The organism is Lysinibacillus sp. EB271-A1-10B (assembly GCF_058791335.1).
Genome location: NZ_JBYTDL010000006.1, coordinates 51,099 through 72,452, shown reverse-complemented (window position 1 = coordinate 72,452; position 21,354 = coordinate 51,099). Strand labels below are relative to the sequence as shown.

Here is a 21,354-nt window from a genome sequence, read left to right as displayed (position 1 = left end):
AAATTTTTTATGCAGTTTTTTCTTTACTTTTTAACAGTTATTTTGTAAGCTAGAGTCAATGTTCAAAAGTGGCCAGACCACTTTCGGTATGTATATGTAGCGACAGATACAATTACGCCAAGGCGAAATTGATAATAGGAGTTGATCGTATGGATAAAAAAACCGAACAAAAAAAAGTGTTTTTGGATATCGTCCAACAATTACGACAACTTATTAAAATGGAAGAAATACAGGCTGGAGAAAAACTACCTTCCGAACGAGTCCTTTCAGAGCGTCTAGGTGTCGGGCGATCCTCTGTGAGAGAGGCATTGCGAAGCTTAGAATTGTTAGGTCTTATTGAAACGAAACATGGGGGAGGTACGTTCCTAGCTTCCACGCATAAGCATCAGCTCGTAGAAATACTGTCGATGTTTATACTAGAAGATGAAAAATCGAAAAAAGATGTCGAATTAACGCGACAAATTCATGAAAAGGAAGCCATTCGCGTAATAAGTTGTACAGAGACTCTGCGAACACTACCGGTGTGGGACAGTTTTTTTGTAAAGCTAGAGATAGAGGATGCGATTAGTTGTCGAGATGTATTACGAGAAATAATCATCACGGCGGGAAATCGTCTTTCACTAAAAGTCTGGTTTCAGTTAGCAGCTTATGATGGTGACCGTTTAAATCGAAACTCAACAGAAGAAGAAAAATTGATCATTCAAACTATGTTGAAATCGATGCAGCTTGGCTATGAAAAAGAAGCACTAAAAGCTTACGAGCAATGGATGAAGACTTTACGAAGTAATTAGACAACAAAGGGGGAGTCAAACATGGCAATTCGCAGCATATTTAGTAAAAAGAAAGAGGACGGACAAGAAAAGGGGTTTCCAGAAGGACTTATGACAAAATGTCCAGAATGCCGTCACATTCAATTAACGAAAGAATTAGAAAAAAATAACAAAGTGTGTACAAAATGTGACCATCATTTCAAAATGACTGCACAGGAGCGCGTAGCATGTTTTTTAGATGAAGGTTCATTTGTTTCAATGGACGATCATTTACAAACAAGTAATCCTCTTAATTTCCCTGCTTATGTTGAAAAAATTTCAGCGGACCAACAAAAAACGGGATTAAACGAAGCCGTACTGACAGGTGTGGGTACCCTTGATGGAGAAGAAATTGTTGTAGCAATTATGGATTCTCATTTCCGTATGGGTTCAATGGGCTCAGTTGTTGGAGAAAAAATCACAAGTGCCGTAGAAAAAGCTACGGAATTACGAGTACCGTTTATTATCTTTACTGCAAGTGGTGGGGCGCGCATGCAAGAAGGCGTACTATCATTAATGCAAATGGCGAAAACGAGTGTGGCATTAAAACGTCATAGTGATCATGGACTATTGTTTATTTCAATATTAACGCATCCTACAACAGGTGGCGTTTCTGCAAGCTTTGCCTCTGTTGGAGATATTAATATTGCGGAGCCACAAGCATTGATTGGCTTTGCTGGTCGTCGAGTAATCGAAGAAACAGTAAGAGAAAAACTACCAAATGATTTCCAAACAGCGGAATTTTTATTAGCACATGGACAGCTTGATGCAATCTTCCATCGAAAAGATTTACGAAACCAAGTAGCAGTGCTTGTAAAAATGCATACAAAAGGAGGCGTGCAACATGTCTAAAAATTTAGCTTTTGAAGAACCAGTAGTACAATTACGTGAAAAAATTGATGAATTAAAAACGATTGCTACCGAGGCAGATGTAGATATGACAGGCGAAATTGAAAAGCTTGAAACACGTCTAACACAGCTAGAACAATCTATTTATGCAAATATGAAGCCATGGGATCGTGTACAGGTTGCTAGACATCCAGAACGACCAACAACTTTACAATATATAGAAGCTATGTGTGAAAACTTTATTGAGTTACATGGAGATCGTACGTTTGGTGATGATGCGGCTATTCTTGGTGGGATTGCTCTTTTTGAAGGTCAGCCAGTAACAATTATTGGACACCAACGAGGGAAATCAACGAAAGAAAACATTCGTCGAAATTTTGGTATGCCACACCCAGAAGGATATCGTAAGGCATTACGCTTAATGAAGCAGGCGGAGAAATTTAAACGACCAATTATTTGCTTTATTGATACGAAAGGTGCTTATCCCGGTAAGGCAGCTGAGGAACGTGGTCAAAGTGAAGCGATTGCTAGAAATCTTGTCGAAATGGCGGGCTTAACAGTACCAGTTATTTCAATCGTTATTGGGGAAGGCGGAAGCGGTGGTGCACTTGCATTAGGTGTAGCAAATCGTGTCTTTATGCTAGAAAACTCAACATACTCTGTAATCTCGCCAGAAGGGGCAGCGTCGATTTTATGGCGTGATGGTAGCCTTGCAAAGCAAGCGGCAGAAGCAATGCGTATAACAGCACCTGACTTAAAAGAGCTTGGCGTTATTGATGGAATTATCCCTGAAATAACAGGTGGAGCTCATCGCAATGTAGCAAAACAAGCACTTTATTTAAAAGAATGTATAAGCGACACACTAAAAACATTGAACTCTTTAAATGGCGACCAATTAATTGAAGACCGTTATGAGAAATTCAGAAAGATTGGACAATATACAGAAGCTTAAATCCATTTTTAGGTTTTTGGACATATAAATTTGCTCGTAAAGAGTTAAAAATTGTTTCTTTAAAAAATAAATAACCTAATGATGGAAGAATAAATAGTGCGAAAAATATTACCAAACACTTCAGAAAAATGTTAAATTCAGGATGTTTTTGAATGGAAAGAGTGTGTGAAAGCGCATTCTTTTTATTTTTTATGTAAAAGTTATGTTTTTGTAGCCTCAGAACACTTACATAGTTTGTTTTTTCATGTTAATGTGAATAATAATAGTATCTGCAGGAGGTTCGACAATGAAAAAAATTGCCGTATTAACAAGTGGTGGAGATGCACCAGGAATGAATGCAGCTATTCGTGCGGTCGTTCGTAAGGCAGCATATCATGGAATTAATGTTGTCGGAATTAAGCACGGCTATGATGGCTTAATAAAAGGAAGTATGGAAGATCTTGATTTAGGTTCAGTAGGTGGTATTATTCAACGCGGTGGTACACATTTAAATTCAGCAAGATGTCCTGAATTTAAAGAAGCCGCTGTTCAGCAACGAGGTATAGACAATATGCGTGAAGCTGGCATTGAGGGACTAGTCGTAATCGGCGGAGACGGTTCATACCGTGGAGCTATGGATTTAGTGAAAAAAGGCTTTCCTGTTGTGGGCGTTCCAGGAACTATTGATAATGACGTACCAGGAACCGAGTATACGATAGGATTTGATACTGCGCTAAATACGGTCGTGGAATCCATTGATAAAATCCGCGATACAGCAACTTCTCATGAAAATTCCTTTATCGTTGAGGTAATGGGGCGAGATGCAGGAGACATTGCTTTATGGGCAGGTCTGGCAGCCGGTGCTGAAACAGTTTTAATTCCAGAAGAAGATTATAATTTGGATGATATTGTGGCACGCTTAGACCGTGGTGCAGCGCGTGGGAAAAAGCATAGCATTATTATTGTCGCTGAAGGTGTCATGTCTGGTAGTGAGTTGGCAAAGCTATTATATGAAAAAACAGGAAAAGAGACGCGTGTTTCTGTTCTTGGACATATCCAACGCGGTGGTTCACCTACTGCGCGTGATCGTGTTCTAGCGAGTCAATTCGGTGCACATGCAGTTGAATTGCTAATGGAAGGAAAGTCTGGCAGGGCGGTAGGTATCCGTAATCATCAAGTGATTGACTATGATATGCCTGAGGCTTTCGAAAAAAATCATGAGGCAGATGTAAGCTTATATACTTTAATGAAAGAACTATCCATATAATTTGATATAAAAACGGAGTGGGCAGAAAATGAGAAAAACAAAAATCGTATGTACAATTGGTCCAGCAAGTGAGTCACCAGAAGTTTTAGAGAAACTAATTGAAGCAGGTATGAATGTAGCCCGCTTAAACTTTTCGCATGGTTCTCATGAGGAGCACGAAGTACGCATTAATTTAATTCGCGAAGTAGCACAAAAATTAGGGAAACCAGTTGGGATTTTGCTGGACACAAAAGGTCCTGAAATTCGTACGCATAATATGAAAAACGGAGAATTGCATTTAGCAGCAGGGCAAGTTATTGATATTTCAATGACGGAAGTTGAAGGAACAGAAACTAGCTTCTCTGTAACGTACGAACGTTTAATCGAGGATGTTGAGCAAAACGGCATTATTTTATTAGATGATGGACTTATTCAACTACGTGTATTAGCAAAAGATATGGAAAAAGGTCTTATTCATACGATTGTTGAAAATGCAGGTGTTTTAAAAAATAAAAAGGGTGTTAACGTGCCGGGCGTTTCTGTACAACTTCCTGGAATTACAGAAAAAGATGCACAGGACATTTTATTCGGTATTAAGCAGGGTGTTGATTTTATTGCAGCCTCGTTCGTTCGTCGAGCAAAGGATGTACTTGAAATTCGAGAATTACTTGAACAAAATGGCGGTAACCACATTCAAATTATCCCGAAAATCGAGAATCAAGAGGGTGTCGATAATATCGATGAGATCATCTTAGTTTCAGATGGGTTAATGGTAGCACGTGGTGATCTTGGTGTAGAAATCCCAGCAGAAGAAGTACCACTTGTACAAAAGAAATTAATTTTAAAATGTAATCAAGTAGGTAAACCAGTTATTACGGCTACACAAATGCTAGATTCGATGCAACGTAATCCACGTCCGACAAGAGCAGAAGCTAGTGACGTAGCAAACGCAATTATCGACGGTACAGATGCAATTATGCTTTCTGGTGAAACTGCAGCAGGACTTTATCCAGTAGAGTCTGTACAAACAATGAATAAAATCGCACAACGTACAGAAAATTCATTAGACTATAAGGCCATCGTCTCTACTCGTAGTCGTGAAAAAGAAGCAAATATGACGGAGGCGATTTCTCAGGCAGTAGCGTACACTTCGATTAACTTAGGTGTAAAGGCCGTGCTTGCACCAACAGAAAGTGGTAACACAGCTAGAATGATTGCAAAATATCGCCCAGGTGTACAAATTGTCGCGGTAACGGGTTCTGCCAATACAGCTCACGCATTAACACTAGTTTGGGGTGTATTCCCAGTTGTTTGCCAACGTGTTACGACAACAGATGAAATTTTAGAGCTAGCTGTTGATGAAAGCTTGAAACATGGCTTTGTAACGCATGGTGATGCAGTTGTTATTACAGCAGGTGTACCAGTAGGGGAAGCAGGTACTACTAACTTAATGAAGGTACACATCATCGGAGATTTGTTAGCGCGTGGTCAAGGTATCGGTAAATCTTCAGTAGTAGGTAAAACAGTTGTTGCTAAAAATGCAGCAGAGGCACTAGCTTATGATACAGACGGATGCATTATAGTAACGGTTGGTTCAGATCGTGATATGATGCCAGCGCTTGAAAATTGCATTGGTCTGATTACGGAAGAGGGCGGGCTTACAAGTCATGCAGCAGTTGTAGGACTAAGCCTTGGCATCCCTGTTATCGTTGGAGTAAAAGAAGCTACTACACTGATTCGCCACGGTCAAGAAATTACAATGGATGCTGAAACGGGAGTTATTTACAAAGGGCATGCAAGTGTTCTTTAATTTCTTTAGTAAATGTTTTTATCTATAACAAAAAGCTCTAGTGCAATTAATTGTACTAGAGCTTTTCTTATAAAGATGAAGTAAATAGCATTTTGCGGTTTATCACCGACATCTTGAGATGACCTAGATTTAAACAATATTTAACCAACATAAAAATAGTTCCCTCATGGAATGAGAATTTACTATAAAAATAATAACGTCGTCTTCTCTTTAATAGGGCCGATTGTTTTTTTATGAAACTTAATGGGCTATAATAACGTATATAAGGTATAGCGTTTTCAGCTAGAAAGGAGAAAAATATGAGAAAAATTTTTCTTGGTTTCATTGTCTATGCATTAGCCGAGTTGGCGTTATTAATAGTAGTTGGTCAAAATATTGGTATTTTAAATACATTACTGCTTATAGTCGCTACGAGTATTATAGGTATTTATGTAGTGAAAAATAAAGGTATGAATTCTGTGCAAAAGGTTAAAAATACGATAGCACGAGGAGAGGCTCCAGGGCCAGCATTAGTTAACACAGTTTTGAATTTTAGTGGTGGTGTACTACTAGTATTACCAGGTTTTATAACAGATCTTGTTGGTTTATTATTGTTACTGCCTTTTTCTCGCAAAATGTTCCAACCAATCTTTTATTATTGGATGCGGAAAAAAATGAAAAAGGGTCAATTTATCATCGTTCAAAAATAGCATTTTCCTTTAGTTTAACTGCCAAAAATAAAAATATGGGGCTAAGTAAAATGCCGTAAAAACCAAATAATAAAATAGAGGCAGCACTGATGAAAAAGGTGTGGAAAGTCCGTAATTGTAATGTGTTTGACCAAAGCATGGAATCAGCTAGCTGCCTTGTTAATTGAACGAAGAGATATAAAAGTAAAATAGCTACACATAAAAAGGTATTGCCTTTTAAGTAAAAATAAATGCTCATGGGTACAAGAAATACACCAATCCCAAAGAACGGAAGTACATCTGCAAATGCAACTATAAAAGCTTTGATGATGGCTTGTTCAAATTGAAGAATCATGAATACCGCACAAAGGATGAGTAGAGTAATTGTGAACAGTTGAAACTCCACATACAAAAAGTAATGAAATAGCTGCATAATTTTAGAAAAATGCGACTGCCACTCATTGCGAAATTTCTTGGGCACATATTGAAAAAACCAATACCGGGATTTGCGAGTTTCCAATAGGGCAAAATAGTAAGCGACAAGGAATATAAATACTTCAATTACATGTTTCATTAATAGTTGGAAAATGTTTGCCATGTATAAAAAGATTGAATCGAAAATAGAAAGCGATTTTTCCTTTAAAACTTGGATAAACATTGATTCATATTCGTTGAAAAGTGGGAAATTTTGTAGTGTATCTCGGATTTCAGGGAAGATAAGAATAATACTGTTTATAGAAATGATAACGAGAAGAAAAATGCAAGTTAGAATAAGTGCTTCCACGATAATTGCTGCAAGCCAATAGGCAATCCTACAATAAGAATGAAGAAATTTTATGATAGGATACGTAGAAAAAGACAAAAAAATCGCGAGAGATACAGGTAATACGAACCATAATATTGTTAAGTAGAATATAAAAAACAAAACACTTATAGTTCTTTCGTATGAAAAATATTTAATATTCCTCATTTTTACAAATTCACCCCATTTCAATTGATAAATTAATGTCAAAATGCGAAAAAGAATCTCTTTCAGGCGTATATATAATCGCTCATGCACCTTTTTCTTTATTCGGAGGTTTTTCATTCACAAAGCTGTCAAAAATGATTATAATAGCAATTGTAAGCGATTTACTTAATGGTTCATATGAGCAAAAAACGTAAATGCGACCTAATAACTGCATTTACAACTAAAAAATATAAATATGAGGGAGCGATAATTTATGTCAGCAACTAAAGGTTTAGAAGGTATCGTAGCAGCGGAATCTAAAATCAGTTCAATTATCGATGACACACTTACATATGTTGGTTACAACATTGATGATTTAGCAGTGAACGCGTCATTCGAAGAGGTAATTTATTTATTATGGCATACTCGTTTACCAAAAGCAGACGAGCTAGCTGAATTAAAACAACAATTGGCAGACAACATGTCTATTCCGCAAGCAATTGTAGACCAATTCAAAACATACCCACTTTCAACTGTACATCCAATGGCTGCACTACGTACTGCAGTATCTTTACTTGGTGTATTCGATGAAGAAGCGGATGTTATGGATACAGAAGCTAACTATCGTAAAGCTATCCGTTTACAAGCTAAAATTGCAACTGTAGTTACTGCATTTGCGCGTGTTCGTAAAGGTTTAGAGCCAGTTGCTCCAAAACCAGAATTAGGATATGCTGCAAACTTCTTATACATGCTTAAAGGTGAAGAACCAGCAGCAATCGAAGTTGAAGCATTCGACAAAGCGTTAGTATTACATGCTGACCACGAATTAAATGCATCTACATTCACTGCACGTGTTTGTGTAGCTACATTATCAGATGTTTATTCTGGTGTAACTTCAGCTATCGGAGCATTAAAAGGACCACTTCACGGTGGTGCAAACGAGCAAGTTATGAAAATGTTAACTGAAATCGGCTCACTTGAAAACGTTGAATCTTATATTCAAAATAAATTAGATAACAAAGAAAAAATCATGGGCTTCGGTCACCGCGTATACCGCAAAGGCGACCCACGTGCACCACACTTACGTGTAATGTCACAAAAATTAACTGAGCTAACTGGTAAACCAGAACTTTATGAAATGTCAGTTAAAATCCATGACATGATCGTAGAACAAAAGAAATTACCTGCAAACGTAGACTTCTTCTCTGCGTCAGTGTATGATTCTTTAGGTATCGATCATGACCTATTCACACCAATTTTCGCAGTATCACGTACTTCTGGTTGGGTAGCTCATATTCTAGAGCAATATGCTAACAACCGCCTAATCCGTCCACGTGCAGAGTATGTTGGACCAGGCATGCAAAAATATGTTCCAATCAGCGAGCGCTAATTCGGAAAATATGCTAGAATATTTGGGACTGTGTTACATAACACAGTCCTATGATTATGAATTTAGGAGGCAACATCAATGTCAAACAAAATTGTAGTTGAAAATGGCGTACTTAATGTACCAAACAATCCAGTGATTCCTTTCATCGAAGGTGACGGAATTGGTCCAGATATTTGGGCTGCAGCATCACGCGTAATCGACGCAGCAGTAGAAAAAGCTTACAACGGTGAAAAGAAAATCGAATGGTTAGAAGTTTTAGCTGGTGAAAAAGCATTCAACCAAACTGGTGAATGGTTACCACAAGAAACTTTAGACAAAATCAACGAATACCTAATCGCAATCAAAGGTCCTCTTACTACTCCAATCGGTGGTGGTATCCGCTCTCTAAACGTAGCATTACGTCAACAACTTGACCTATATGTATGCTTACGTCCAGTACGTCACTTTGATGGAGTACCTTCTCCAGTTAAACGTCCAGAAGACGTTGAAATGGTTATCTTCCGCGAAAACACAGAAGACATCTACGCTGGTATTGAATTCGAATCTGGCTCTGAACAAGCACAAAAAATCATCAACTTCTTACAATCTGAATTTGGTGTTAACCAAATCCGCTTCCCAGAAACTTCTGGTATCGGTGTAAAACCTGTATCTAAAGAAGGTACTGAGCGTTTAGTACGTTCTGCTATCGAATATGCTATTAACCATAAACGCCCATCTGTTACTTTAGTACACAAAGGTAACATCATGAAATTCACTGAAGGTGGATTCAAAAAATGGGGTTATGAATTAGCTGAAAAAGAATTTGCTGATCAAACATTCACTTGGAACCAATATGATGCTATTAAAGCTGAACAAGGTGAAGAAGCAGCGAACAAAGCACAAGCTGACGCTTTAGCAGCTGGTAAAATCTTAGTTAAAGATTCTATCGCTGATATCTTCTTACAACAAATCTTAACTCGTCCAAATGAGTTCGACGTAGTTGCTACAATGAACTTAAACGGTGACTATATCTCTGACGCATTAGCTGCACAAGTTGGTGGTATCGGTATCGCTCCAGGCGCAAATATTAACTATGTAACTGGACACGCGATCTTCGAAGCTACTCACGGTACAGCTCCAAAATATGCTGGTCAAGATAAAGTAAACCCATCTTCAGTATTACTTTCAGGCGTATTAATGCTTGAGCACTTAGGATGGCAAGAAGCAGCTGATATGGTTACTAAATCTGTAGAGAAAACAATCTCTTCTAAAGTTGTAACTTACGACTTCGCTCGTTTAATGGACGGCGCTACAGAAGTAAAATGTTCAGAATTCGCTACTGAATTAATCAAAAACCTTTAATTTTCTATTTTAAATAGAAATTATAGTTAAAGCGGATGTATATTCTGCCGATATAATTAGGGTGAAATGTAAATTTCTATTGAACTTAGCTTAATAAAATATTTACGATGAACTTGTTTAATCGAGGGAGGAGAATTTATTCTCCTCCCTTTTTTAAATTCTTACAGCAGGTGTTTAAACACCCGCTGAAAGAAGCCTCCGGTGGATGTCACGGAATCGGAAAGGAGTTCTTTGTGCTTGCACAAAGCCGATTCTTGACGCAATTATGCCGAGGCATAATAGATTATATAACCTAATTTAAAGGAGCGTATTCGAATGTCTCTGAAACGAAAAAAAATCTCAGTAATCGGTAGCGGTTTTACTGGCGCTACTGCAGCATTTTTAGCAGCTCAAAAAGAACTTGGTGATGTAGTGTTAGTGGATATCCCTCAAGCTGAAAACCCAACAAAAGGTAAAGCTCTAGATATGTGGGAAGCTGCACCAGTGCAAGGCTATGATTCTTATGTTAAAGGTACTTCTAATTATGCGGATACTGCAGATTCTGATGTAGTAATTATCACTGCTGGTGTTGCTCGTAAACCAGGTATGAGCCGTGACGATCTTGTTCAAATTAACCAAGATGTAATGAAAGCAGTTTCCAAAGAAATTGCTAAGTACTCACCAAATGCAACAATCCTCGTTCTTACAAACCCAGTTGATGCAATGACTTACACAGTATTCAAAGAAACTGGTTTCCCTAAAAATCGTGTAATAGGTCAATCAGGTGTACTCGATACGGCTCGTTTCTGTGCGTTTGTAGCTGAAGAACTTAATATCTCCGTAAAAGACATCACAGGTTTTGTTTTAGGTGGGCATGGTGATACAATGGTGCCACTAACACGCTACTCATTTGCTGGAGGTATTCCATTAGAAACGTTAATCCCAGCAGATCGTCTTGAAGAGATTGTTGACCGTACACGAAAAGGTGGCGCTGAAATCGTGAACCTTCTTGGGAACGGTTCTGCATATTATGCTCCTTCAGCGGCGCTTATTGAAATGGCGGAAGCTATCATTAAAGACCAAAAACGTATACTTCCATCTATTGCATACTTAGAAGGCGAATATGGCTACAACGATTTATACCTAGGTGTTCCGACATTATTAGGTGCAAATGGTGTAGAAAAAATATTTGAACTTGAATTAACAGACAATGAAAAAGCAGCTTTAGATAAGTCGGCAGAAGCAGTCCGCGATGTTATGAAAGTTTTAGCTTAATAAAAGTTTATGAAATCGAGTAGGATTCATTCCTACTCGATTTTTTTTTGAGTATTTAGCTATCAAAAAGTAGAGCGATTAATGTGGAAAAATAAGATGTTCTTACAAAATACAGGATACCGAAAAATAGAGGTGGGTGGCACAAATCCCTCCTCTTTTTTGTGTTTTTATGGAAAATAAAATAATTTATGAAGGATTTTTTATAATATGTAAACTTTTCTTTGAGTTCTGCGTTGTATAGGCAGAAGGGAGATAGATATGGCAAATCAATCAATGAATGAATTTCTGCAGCAAGTAGGTACCATATTATACCGATATTTAAGAAAACGTGGATTAGCCCATGAGGATGCAGAAGATATCGTTCAAGATACATGTTATAAATTTTTATTACATAAAAATGGAATTCAATCAGACAAAGTAATGAGCTGGTTATACCGTGTGGCTACCAATCAGTTTTATGATCTCAAGAGAAAAGAAAAGCGTCATCCAACAACCGAATTTGATGAAGTCCAATTGACAGCATTGACTAATATACCTGAAATTCAGGTTCTAAAAAAAGAAAAATTAGAGGACATAAGAGACACTCTTGAAACGCTGTCTAACTTGCATCAGGAATTATTAGTTCTGAAATATGAGATGGGATTATCGTATAAAGAAATTTCAGCTTTAATGAATAAGAATGAAAACACTCTAAAAACACACGTCAGACGTGCTAGGGAAGAATTTACTGAAAGATTTAAGGAGGACACTGATTATGAATAAAGGGCAAAATGATTTTTTATTTGATGAAAAACAGACGAAAAAAATAATGAGAAAGGCAAAGTTTTGGTCAACAATAAAAATTATTGGCATAACGATCATCGTTACGCCAATTGTTCTAGTAGTAGTATGGTACGGTCTTAGGAACTTATCAATAAATAGTGCTGAGAAAGTAAAGGACGATATTAGATTGTTTAACGCAATTAGCGCCCCAAATGTTCAAATTAGTAATCAAATGTATGACTATAATTTGTTTGGAGGGAAAATAAAAACGACAACATTTAAGGTACTTGGAGATAAGCATAGACCTTATATTTGGGAACCTCTCGAAAGTGATTACAATCTATTTGGAACTCTTACAAGAAATTATGTTTCAGGCTCGATCCAAATAGAAGGTTCAGAATCACTAGCGGAATCAAATCAATTTGAACAATTTAATGAATACACTGGCGATAGAGAAATGTTTTTTTATCACCCGGAGATTTCATACGATGTTTATAAAGGTAGTATCAGTGAACTCAATCAATTGGAAGAAAATACTTTCGTAGAGCTAGCAATATCTTTTGATAATGCATATAGCTTTGACGACATTAAACGCAAGTTGCCTTCTGATGTGCAAGTAGATTGGTGGTGGGTGGATGCCTTTACAGAGGAAGGATTGAATTTTATGAAGCAAGGACAGGGTACTATTGCAGCTAATTCTCCGTTCATTTTCGGATTTCAATCGGAACAATCAAAACCAGTACCCCGACAGTCTCAAATCGACGAGGTTGACACCTTTATTCAAAACCTTGAGCTTCTTCGAGGGAGCAAGAACTTTGAGTGGGAAACAAACCAAGTTTACCAATCCTTAATAGGGGAAAATGGAACCCTGGAAAGAAGTGATGTGAAAATTATCGGGGCCGTAGTAACTGGCACACCAAAGCAATTGGAGTTATTACAAGGGCAAACATACATTAAAGCATCTACATTTGGGGTAATATCTAATCGAAAATAGGAGACTTGAAAGGCAATAAAATAGCTCTCCTATAAATCATCTCATATACTTATTTTACCCAAACATATATTGTCTGACATAGTAGTTCATCAGGCAAAATGAATGGTTTTAATGAAAATCAATTGATCGTAAATAGTAGCTAGAGCGTCTTGCATCGTAATGAAAAACGATAGCAGGACGCTTTTTGTTTCTGCAAAAATTGGAGGCAATGACTTTGAAAACATTAACAAAATCCTATCAATAAAGTGAAATTAACTTAAGTAGTGAATAGCTTACCCTCTATAGCATTTATATACCTTACAGCTGAGTTATGAACAGATTGTTTTGCATCTTTTTTCACAATACGGAGAAAAGCATCATATATTCGTTCAAAATGTAGATCCTCTACTTGACTTAAGATTCTTTCCACTGTTTTAACAGGAAGTGGAATAAAATTAGGGAAACTATACATAAATGTTACCCAATTGCGGTCAGCCACTACACGAATGATATCTCCAACTAGTAATATGCCTTTTTGTTGATTACCATTTTTCCATTCTAGTACAGTGGCTCCTTTAAAATGACCACCCATACGATAAAGAGTTAACCCATTCTGTAAAGTAAGAGATTCACCAGACCAAAAAATAATCTTGTCACTAGTTCTTGTAACCCATTTTTTATCATCCTCATGAATATAAATAGGTGCGTTAAAAGTTTCTGCCCACTCCACTTGACTTGAATAATAATGAGGATGAGATAATGCGATGGCATCAATTCCCCCCAACCTCTCTATTTTATCAATAGTTTCTTGATCAATATATGAAATACAATCCCATAACAAATTAAAACCCTGTTCTTGAATTAAATAAGTTGTTTGTCCAATTCCAAATGTTGGAATAGTTGTTATGCTAAATAATCCATCTTCTTCAAGATTAAAGTCATTTTTATAAATTTCAGAAGAAATCATTTTGTTCAAAGTTGTCCAAGTTTGCCCATTTACATCGACATATTGTCTTTCTTCTGAGCAAATAGTACATTGCTTTGGCTCTTCCATTGATTTTTCATACTGCACCCCACATGTTTCACAAATATAGTAATTCAAAATTACTCCCCCTTTAAAATCCTTGACCTCAATTCACTACACACCATATATTACCAACGTGATTCGGAAAAGTATTTACAACTTTAGTCTGAACTTCATAATTATGTTAAATTAGCAGTTCGTTAATTTTTAGTTCTTTCGGCGATTTTCTAAGTAAGGAATTGGTGAAATCCGCAAATATGAAGGGTAGATGTCTTTTGTATTTTTTTCAGCTACGCTTTGGAGAATCTGGTCCTTCAACATTCATCAGCTAAATATCAAAAAGAATGGCAACACCATTCTCGGTTAAAGACAAAGGAACCGATAAATAATGCTGAATGAAGATTACATGGTTATTCTGCTTTTCGTTGTACTTTTGGAATAAAATTGATACTATGAAGGTATATGATAGAAAAGGGGTTGGCGTATTTTTGCTTCAAAAAAACAGTAAGCTTGGTCTCTCTATTGATGAAATTACAGTTGGCGAGAAGATTCATATAACCGAAAAGATAGAAGATAAGGATTTATTGCTTTATTTAGGACTGACGAATGATAATAATCCACTTTATATTCAACATGATTATGCTGCAATGACACCTTTTCAAAAGCCAATCGTACCAACAATCATGTTAAATGGCATTATTACTTCAGCTGTGTCAAAGTATATTCCTGGACCAGGTGCACGAATTATTGAGCAACATATAAAATATTTAGGACCGCTCTATCATTATGAATTATTTGATACTCTTTTAGAAGTAACAGAAGTAAATAAATTACAAAATACGATTACAGTATGTGTACACTCATATAATGAGCAAAAGGAGCTTGTGATTGAAGGTACTTTACTGGTAACACCACCACTTACTTTATAAACGTCTTGAGATTTGAAATGGGGGTTTCAAATCACTAACGGAGGCATTACACATGACAAAAACGATTTTAGTTGTAGAAGATGAATTTTCTATTGCGACATTATTGAAATATAATTTAGAGCAGGCTGGATATGTTGTCGAAACAGCTGCAGATGGTCAAGAGGGTCTTGATAAGGCAATTGACTTACAGCCAGATTTAATTTTATTAGATTTGATGCTTCCAAGACTTGATGGTATGGAGGTTTGTAAGCAAATTCGTCAACAACGTATGAATACACCTATTATTATGCTAACAGCAAAGGATGACGAGTTCGATAAAGTACTTGGTCTAGAGCTAGGGGCAGATGATTATATGACGAAGCCCTTTAGTCCACGCGAAGTGTTAGCGCGGGTAAAGGCTGTTTTAAGACGTTTCACACAAAATGTAGTGGCTGAAGATAAGAATGGGTCACAAGAGAAAATGTATGAATTTGGACAATTACGTGTTTTTCCAGAGCGTTTTGAAGTGTTTTTACAGGATGAAGCACTGGAATTTACGCCAAAAGAATTTGAACTACTCATTTATTTACTTGAAAATAAAAACCGTGTTTTAACGCGTGATCAACTATTAAGTGCTGTATGGAAGTATGACTTTGCTGGCGATACTCGAATTGTGGATGTGCATATAAGCCACCTTCGCGATAAAATCGAGGAAAATAGCCGTAAGCCGATATTCATCAAAACAATTCGCGGCCTTGGCTATAAATTCGAGGAGCCGAAAACGACATGAAATCAATGAGCAACCGCTTATTCTTGACATTCATGCTATTGCTTGGAACGATATTAGCTGTCCTAATGGTTGTAATAGGTCAGCTTTTTCCTGTTTATATAGAACAGTACAACGAACAGGCTAGTGTAGAGATGCAAGAATCTATTAACCGAGTATTAGATGAACGAAAGATTGAACTATCTAAGGAAGATAAAGAGGCGCTATATACTGCGCAAAACATTGAGGTAAAAGATTCTCTATTATCGGCTGTTCATACGCGACTTTATGTAGTGCTAGCGATACTTTTTATCATAGCACTTATGTTAATGGCTATTGTAAGTCGCTATATGATTAGAAATTTCACTGCTCCTATTGATAACGTGACAGATACGGCACTTGAGCTGGCAAAGGGAAATTACCGTGCTCGTGCCCATGAAAATGAGCATGAACGCATGATGCCGCTTAGTCACTCCATCAATATTTTAGCGCGTAATTTACAGGATATTACGACGATTCGCGAGGTAGAAGAGGAAAGGCTTAAAACGTTAATTGAAAACATGGGAAGCTCCCTCATGATGATAGGACGTGAGGGCAATATATCTATTGTGAACCGTGTATTTTTAGAGCGTTTCGGTATGCAAATTGACGATGTACAAGGGAAAGTTTTTCGTACAATTGGTTTACCAAAATCACTAGAGCAATTTATTGACCATGTGTTTCTAACGGAAATGCCTTATCGACAACAAATTAAAATGGAGGTCCAACAGGAGCTGTATAATAAGGAAGTGTACGGAGCACCTGTTATAGGGGATCATGGTCGTTGGCTTGGTGTCGTTATCGTTATGCATGATATTACGGAGCTTGTTCGTTTAGAGCAAATTCGTAAGGACTTTGTAGCAAACGTATCCCATGAATTGCGTACACCTATTACCTCTATTAAAGGCTTTTCTGAAACATTATTGGATGGTGCGTATAAGGATGAAAAAATGCTCCTATCTTTTTTAGAGATCATTTATAAAGAAAGTAACCGTCTGCAGATGCTTATCCAGGATTTACTAGAGTTATCGAAAATTGAACAGCATGGTTTTACCGTTAATATTATGCCGATGGGCTTGCAAGATGTACTTATACGTGGAGCAGAGCTGACAGGTCCACGTCTGGATGAGAAAAATATGAGCTTTTATGTTGATATAGAGCGTGATGTTCAAGTTATGGGTGATGCCAATCGCATTATTCAAATTGTCACTAATTTAATTACCAATGCCATTACGTACTCTCCGGAAAATACAACCGTTACGATTCGTTTAAAGGAAAATGAAACGTACGGCATTCTTGAAATAGAAGACCAAGGTATAGGAATTGAAAAACATGAAATTGCTCGTGTCTTTGAACGCTTTTACCGTGTGGATCGTGCGCGAAGCAGGAATTCTGGGGGAACAGGTTTAGGACTTGCTATTGTGAAACACTTAGTAGAGGCGCACCATGGTCGCATTCAGGTAGAAAGTGAAGTTGGTGTAGGGACAAAAATGATTGTTATGATTCCGAAAAATTAACGAATTCTTTACAATAGCACAATTTTAGATTCACAATGGGGTCTTATACTTGTTAGTAGAAACCCCCTTATAAAATTGTTAAGACTATAAAATAGCAAAAAAATCTTTATTTATATATAAATTAGATTTTTTATTTGTTGCTTAATTATCGCCACAATAGTAAGAATCTATTACCAGACTTTTTGGTAATAGATTCTTTTTCTGTTTTACACGTAACAAAAATAGGTGTAAAGTATAGTAGCATAATATTCACCTAATAATATTGTACTGATTGTTAGTTCATAGTGTTGAGAATAAAATAGCCAAGGAAATCTTTGCTATAGCGATTTAAAGAAGGGAGATTTTCATTGCAGATTTCACTTTTCGCACTCTCATGTTTTTGTTGCTGTCACTTAGTTTTTTTAAACATCTGTTAGCTTCATTTTATTACAGTAAATTAGAGTGACACACTAGAAGATACATGTTAAGAGAAGCAGCTCATCGGACGCCCCCAGGAAGCTCTGCTCTGCGCGAAAGCGAAGCGTCAGCGAATGTTTTATCTGTGCGAAAGCGAAGCGACAGCAACAACAAAGCGCCCAGACCGAACGGAGATCAATCACCTCGTTTTGCCGGAGAGCCACAATTTAATAAGACATCTTAATTCCACTAACACCTCAACAACATGAACTAACAATCAGTTTACTTGTTAGTTGAATCAATCGGGCATTAACGGTCAGTTAATAAGTCCATTTTATCTAGAAGTGGTCTACTGACAGTTATAGCAAGATAAAAAATTGAAAGAAGGATGACCATGAAAATCGTCAAAAGTATCGTGCAAATCGGCTATCTTTATGTAATTTTATTTGTTGGGAATAGTATTGCACGCCTACTTCACTTGCCGATTCCAGGGAGCATAATTGGACTAGTCTTATTGTTTTTACTATTGCAGTTTCATATTATTAAGCTTGAATGGATTGAGCTAGGTGCAGGTTTATTACTTAGTGAACTATTACTATTTTTCATTCCATCTGCTATCGGAGTAATCGATTATACCGCATTATTCGGTGTGCAAGGTGTGAAAGCTGTGCTTGTAATTGTATTGAGTGCCATCGTTGTTATGTTTGCAACAGGTTTCACAGCACAATTGCTAGGGCAACGAAAGAAAGGTGATACTGCATGAGCTTTTTAACCGCTATAGTAAGTTTACTAGGTACTATCGCAGTTTTTTATATTTGTAAAATGTTTTATAAAAAGTATCAGAAGGAATGGTTATCACCTATATTGATCACACCGTTAGTGGTCATTGCCATTTTGTTACTAACGGGTACATCTTATAAATCCTATACTGCAGGAGCCGGTATTTTATCAAATTTACTTGGACCAGCAACAGTAGCATTTGCGGTACCAATTTATAAAAATTTTAATCTATTAAAGAAACATGCTTTTGAAATTTTTCTAAGTATTGCAGTGGGCTCAGCTGTTGCTATTACATCTTCATTTATCATTGCCGTAGTAATTGGATTAAATAATGAGCTTGTGCATAGCTTAGTTCCACGTTCAGTTACGACACCAATAGCAATGGACATTTCCAACATGATTGGTGGCTCTCCTACACTTACTGCTGTTTTCGTTATGATAACTGGTATTTTAGGGAGTCTAATAGCACCGTTAGTGATTAAAGTATGTCGTTTCCATCGACCATCCTCTAGAGGGCTAATGTTAGGAATGGGAGCTCATGGCACCGGTACCTCTAAAGCATTTGAACTTGGTGAGTTGGAAGGTACTTTTGCGAGTCTTGCGATGATTGTAGCTGCATTAATTAGCATTGTTTTATCAACAACCTTTTTCCCGGCGTTTGAACATCTAGTTGTCAATATCCTGTTACCTTAACTGGTAACGGGATATTTTTTTGCGGATTAAAGATGGAGGACCGGTGCAAAAAAATGATGAGCTTCACATTGTCCTTATGTAAAACTGCCTAAAATAAAAAAGTGGTTTATTAAAATATTTTGAAACTTTTAAGTAAGTGTCACGTATACAATAGTACTAAGTTTAAGGGAGGATTAGACATGAGTGTGAAAAGGTCACTAATGATGGTGGGACTTGGCATTTTCGGCATTGTTGCAATTATTGCGGTATTTACATCGTGGTACACAGTAGATGAATCAGAACAAGCAGTTGTCATTACATTCGGTCGTGCCGATAATACAGTTACAGAACCAGGTTTACATTTTAAATTACCTTGGCCTGTACAATCGGTTCAGGTTTTATCGAAGGAAACGTTTAGTTTAAAGTTTGGCTATAAGCAAAATGAAAATGGGGAATTGGAAACTTATGATGCTGAAACGAAAATGATTACAGGGGATGAGCATATTGTATTAACAGACCTTGTCGTTCAATGGAAAATTACAGAACCGAAAAAGTATTTATTCAGCTCACAAGATCCAGAAAAAATATTACATAGCGCTACGTCGAGTGCGATTCGATCCATTATCGGAAGTTCCAAAATCGACGCCGCGTTAACTGAAGGAAAAGCGGACATAGAAGCAAAATCACGAGATTTACTCGTTTCTCTTCTAGAAAAGTACGATATAGGTATAAGTGTTTTAGGGGTAAAACTACAGGATGTTGAATTACCGAACGCAGATGTGCGAGCAGCCTTTACAGCTGTTACAGATGCACGCGAAATGAAAAATACAAAAATTAATCAGGCGAAAAAATATAATAATCAGCGAATTAGTGAGGCTGAAGGTGAGAAGGATGCAATTATCTCGAAAGCTCAAGGTGAAAAAACAGCGCGTATTGAGCAGGCTCAAGGGGATGTAGCTGTCTTTAATAAAATGTATGAGCAATATAAGGGCAATCAACAGATTACACGCGAACGTTTAATTTTGGAAACACTTGAAAATGTATTACCTAAAGCGCAAATTTATATTATGAATGATGATGGTAATACAATGAAATACTTACCTCTTCAAGCATTGCAACCTGCAAAACAGGAGACACCTGCAACACAAGAAACTTCAAAAGAGAAAAAAGAAGGGAGCGGTAACTAATGGATCAAAAAAATAAGGATCTTGAAAAATTCCTGAATTTTTTATCGGGTAAATCCAAAAATACTGCTCCAAAAGAAGGGGATAATGTGGTCAAAATGTCGAAAAAAGGCCCGATGAATCCGAAAAAATATATTTCTTTTGCTGTAACATTAACAGCCGTTTTTGCTATTGCCATTATATTATTTGCTAATGTTTATATAGTTAAAGAATCCGAATACGCAGTTGTTAGACAGTTTGGAGAAGTAGTGAAATTTCAGAGTGAGCCCGGCTTGAAAATAAAGGTTCCATTTATTCAAAGCGTAACGAGGCTACCAAAAAACCAAATGACATATGAAGTTTCTGAAGAAGAAATTAATACAAAGGATAAAAAACGAATTATTATTGATAATTATGCAGTTTGGCATATAACTGATCCAAAGCAATTAATTTCAAATGCAGGAACAATAGAAAAAGTTGAATCACGTATGGAAGAGTTTATTTATTCAGTTATTCGCTCAGAGCTTGGTCGAATAGAATATAAGGCGATTATTAATGATGAAGGTTCTTCACGTGGGAGTATCAATGATCAGGTAACTGCACGTGTCAATGAGTTACTTTCAAATGATAAATATGGAATTGAAGTAGTAGATGTTCGTATTCGTCGTATCGACTTGCCGACTGAGAATGAGCAATCCGTGTTTACGAATATGATTTCGGATCGTGAATCAATCGCACAGAAATATTTATCTGAAGGTGACGCTGAGAAACGTCGTGTTGAAGCTCAAACAGATCAGCAGGTTCAAGAAATGCTAGCAACAGCGAAAAAGGACGGTGCGTTGATTCAAGCGGATGGTGAAGCAGAAGCTGCGAAGATTTACAATAAATCATTCTCACAAGACCCTGAATTCTATTCATTGTACCGGACATTAGAATCATATAAGAAAACTATAGGTGAAGATACGGTCATTATTTTGCCATCCACTTCACCATATGCAAAGATATTATCTGGCTATATAAAATAATACTATTATCCTTGCAGGGATAAGTATATGAAGGCGTCTCAATTTTTTGAGACGGCTTTTTTTACTCCTTACATAAATTTAG

General features: G+C 36.9%; 20 protein-coding genes. 18 read left to right on the top strand and 2 right to left on the bottom strand.

The genetic code is table 11. The features are described from left to right. The first annotated feature begins 149 nt into the window (after positions 1–149). From AC3WSK_RS10800 to AC3WSK_RS10775, 6 genes are all read left to right on the top strand, one after another. A complete protein-coding gene (locus tag AC3WSK_RS10800; protein ID WP_079561598.1) occupies positions 150–791 on the top strand; it encodes a FadR/GntR family transcriptional regulator in 642 nt (213 codons plus the stop codon). Between the two features lie 21 nt (positions 792–812). Continuing rightward, positions 813–1,661, top strand: coding sequence for an acetyl-CoA carboxylase, carboxyltransferase subunit beta (accD, locus tag AC3WSK_RS10795; RefSeq protein ID WP_079561597.1), 849 nt, complete (start codon positions 813–815; stop codon positions 1,659–1,661). Further along, a complete protein-coding gene (locus AC3WSK_RS10790; RefSeq protein WP_079561596.1) occupies positions 1,654–2,610 on the top strand; it encodes an acetyl-CoA carboxylase carboxyltransferase subunit alpha in 957 nt (318 codons plus the stop codon). Before accD ends, AC3WSK_RS10790 begins: the two co-directional genes overlap by 8 nt. 286 nt (positions 2,611–2,896) lie before the next feature. Beyond that, a complete protein-coding gene (gene pfkA, locus AC3WSK_RS10785; protein WP_427483116.1) occupies positions 2,897–3,856 on the top strand; it encodes a 6-phosphofructokinase in 960 nt (319 codons plus the stop codon). Between the two features lie 28 nt (positions 3,857–3,884). After that, positions 3,885–5,645: a pyruvate kinase gene (gene pyk, locus AC3WSK_RS10780; protein WP_079561594.1), complete on the top strand. Its 1,761-nt coding sequence runs from the start codon at positions 3,885–3,887 to the stop codon at positions 5,643–5,645. A 299-nt stretch (positions 5,646–5,944) separates the two neighbouring features. Continuing rightward, a complete protein-coding gene (locus tag AC3WSK_RS10775; protein WP_079561593.1) occupies positions 5,945–6,334 on the top strand; it encodes an FxsA family protein in 390 nt (129 codons plus the stop codon). Here the strand turns inward: AC3WSK_RS10775 and AC3WSK_RS10770 are convergent. Beyond that, a complete protein-coding gene (locus AC3WSK_RS10770) occupies positions 6,318–7,283 on the bottom strand; it encodes an AI-2E family transporter (RefSeq protein WP_492412837.1) in 966 nt (321 codons plus the stop codon). The genes AC3WSK_RS10775 and AC3WSK_RS10770 overlap by 17 nt on opposite strands. A 253-nt stretch (positions 7,284–7,536) precedes the next feature. Here AC3WSK_RS10770 and citZ point away from each other — a divergent pair, with 253 nt between their 5' ends. The 5 genes from citZ to AC3WSK_RS10745 all read left to right on the top strand — a co-directional run bounded on the left by citZ (position 7,537) and on the right by AC3WSK_RS10745 (position 13,003). Then, positions 7,537–8,652, top strand: coding sequence for a citrate synthase (gene citZ, locus AC3WSK_RS10765; protein ID WP_079561591.1), 1,116 nt, complete (start codon positions 7,537–7,539; stop codon positions 8,650–8,652). 78 nt (positions 8,653–8,730) lie between these two features. Continuing rightward, positions 8,731–9,993, top strand: coding sequence for an NADP-dependent isocitrate dehydrogenase (icd, locus tag AC3WSK_RS10760; RefSeq protein ID WP_079561590.1), 1,263 nt, complete (start codon positions 8,731–8,733; stop codon positions 9,991–9,993). Positions 9,994–10,308: 315 nt separating this feature from the next. Then, entirely contained in the window at positions 10,309–11,247 is a 939-nt protein-coding gene (gene mdh / locus AC3WSK_RS10755) for a malate dehydrogenase (RefSeq protein WP_079561589.1), read from the top strand. Positions 11,248–11,505: 258 nt separating this feature from the next. Beyond that, positions 11,506–12,009, top strand: coding sequence for an RNA polymerase sigma factor (locus AC3WSK_RS10750; RefSeq protein WP_079561588.1), 504 nt, complete (start codon positions 11,506–11,508; stop codon positions 12,007–12,009). Continuing rightward, a complete protein-coding gene (locus tag AC3WSK_RS10745; protein WP_492412834.1) occupies positions 12,002–13,003 on the top strand; it encodes an anti sigma factor C-terminal domain-containing protein in 1,002 nt (333 codons plus the stop codon). Before AC3WSK_RS10750 ends, AC3WSK_RS10745 begins: the two co-directional genes overlap by 8 nt. A 256-nt stretch (positions 13,004–13,259) precedes the next feature. On the opposite strand, the gene AC3WSK_RS10740 is transcribed toward AC3WSK_RS10745, so the two are convergent. Further along, entirely contained in the window at positions 13,260–14,084 is an 825-nt protein-coding gene (locus AC3WSK_RS10740) for an MBL fold metallo-hydrolase (protein ID WP_492412832.1), read from the bottom strand. A 410-nt stretch (positions 14,085–14,494) separates the two neighbouring features. On the opposite strand from AC3WSK_RS10740, the gene AC3WSK_RS10735 reads away from it, so the two are divergent. From AC3WSK_RS10735 to hflC, 7 genes are all read left to right on the top strand, one after another. Then, positions 14,495–14,935, top strand: a complete 441-nt coding sequence (locus tag AC3WSK_RS10735) for a MaoC/PaaZ C-terminal domain-containing protein (protein WP_079561586.1) — start codon at positions 14,495–14,497, stop codon at positions 14,933–14,935. Between the two features lie 52 nt (positions 14,936–14,987). Then, on the top strand, positions 14,988–15,704 hold the full coding sequence (locus tag AC3WSK_RS10730) for a response regulator transcription factor (RefSeq protein ID WP_079561585.1): 717 nt from the start codon (positions 14,988–14,990) through the stop codon (positions 15,702–15,704). Next, a complete protein-coding gene (gene pnpS / locus AC3WSK_RS10725; protein ID WP_492412829.1) occupies positions 15,701–17,236 on the top strand; it encodes a two-component system histidine kinase PnpS in 1,536 nt (511 codons plus the stop codon). Before AC3WSK_RS10730 ends, pnpS begins: the two co-directional genes overlap by 4 nt. A 790-nt stretch (positions 17,237–18,026) precedes the next feature. Beyond that, positions 18,027–18,395 (top strand): CidA/LrgA family holin-like protein, encoded by a 369-nt coding sequence (locus tag AC3WSK_RS10720; RefSeq protein ID WP_079561583.1) that lies wholly within the window; start codon positions 18,027–18,029, stop codon positions 18,393–18,395. Further along, entirely contained in the window at positions 18,392–19,105 is a 714-nt protein-coding gene (locus tag AC3WSK_RS10715) for an LrgB family protein (RefSeq protein WP_079561582.1), read from the top strand. Before AC3WSK_RS10720 ends, AC3WSK_RS10715 begins: the two co-directional genes overlap by 4 nt. A 179-nt stretch (positions 19,106–19,284) precedes the next feature. Further along, complete coding sequence (gene hflK / locus AC3WSK_RS10710) at positions 19,285–20,271, top strand: FtsH protease activity modulator HflK (RefSeq protein WP_492412827.1); 987 nt, start codon at positions 19,285–19,287, stop codon at positions 20,269–20,271. Further along, positions 20,271–21,272 carry a protease modulator HflC gene (gene hflC / locus AC3WSK_RS10705; RefSeq protein WP_079561580.1) on the top strand — a complete coding sequence of 334 codons (1,002 nt, stop codon included), beginning with the start codon at positions 20,271–20,273 and terminating at the stop codon, positions 21,270–21,272. Before hflK ends, hflC begins: the two co-directional genes overlap by 1 nt. The last annotated feature ends 82 nt before the right edge of the window (positions 21,273–21,354 follow it).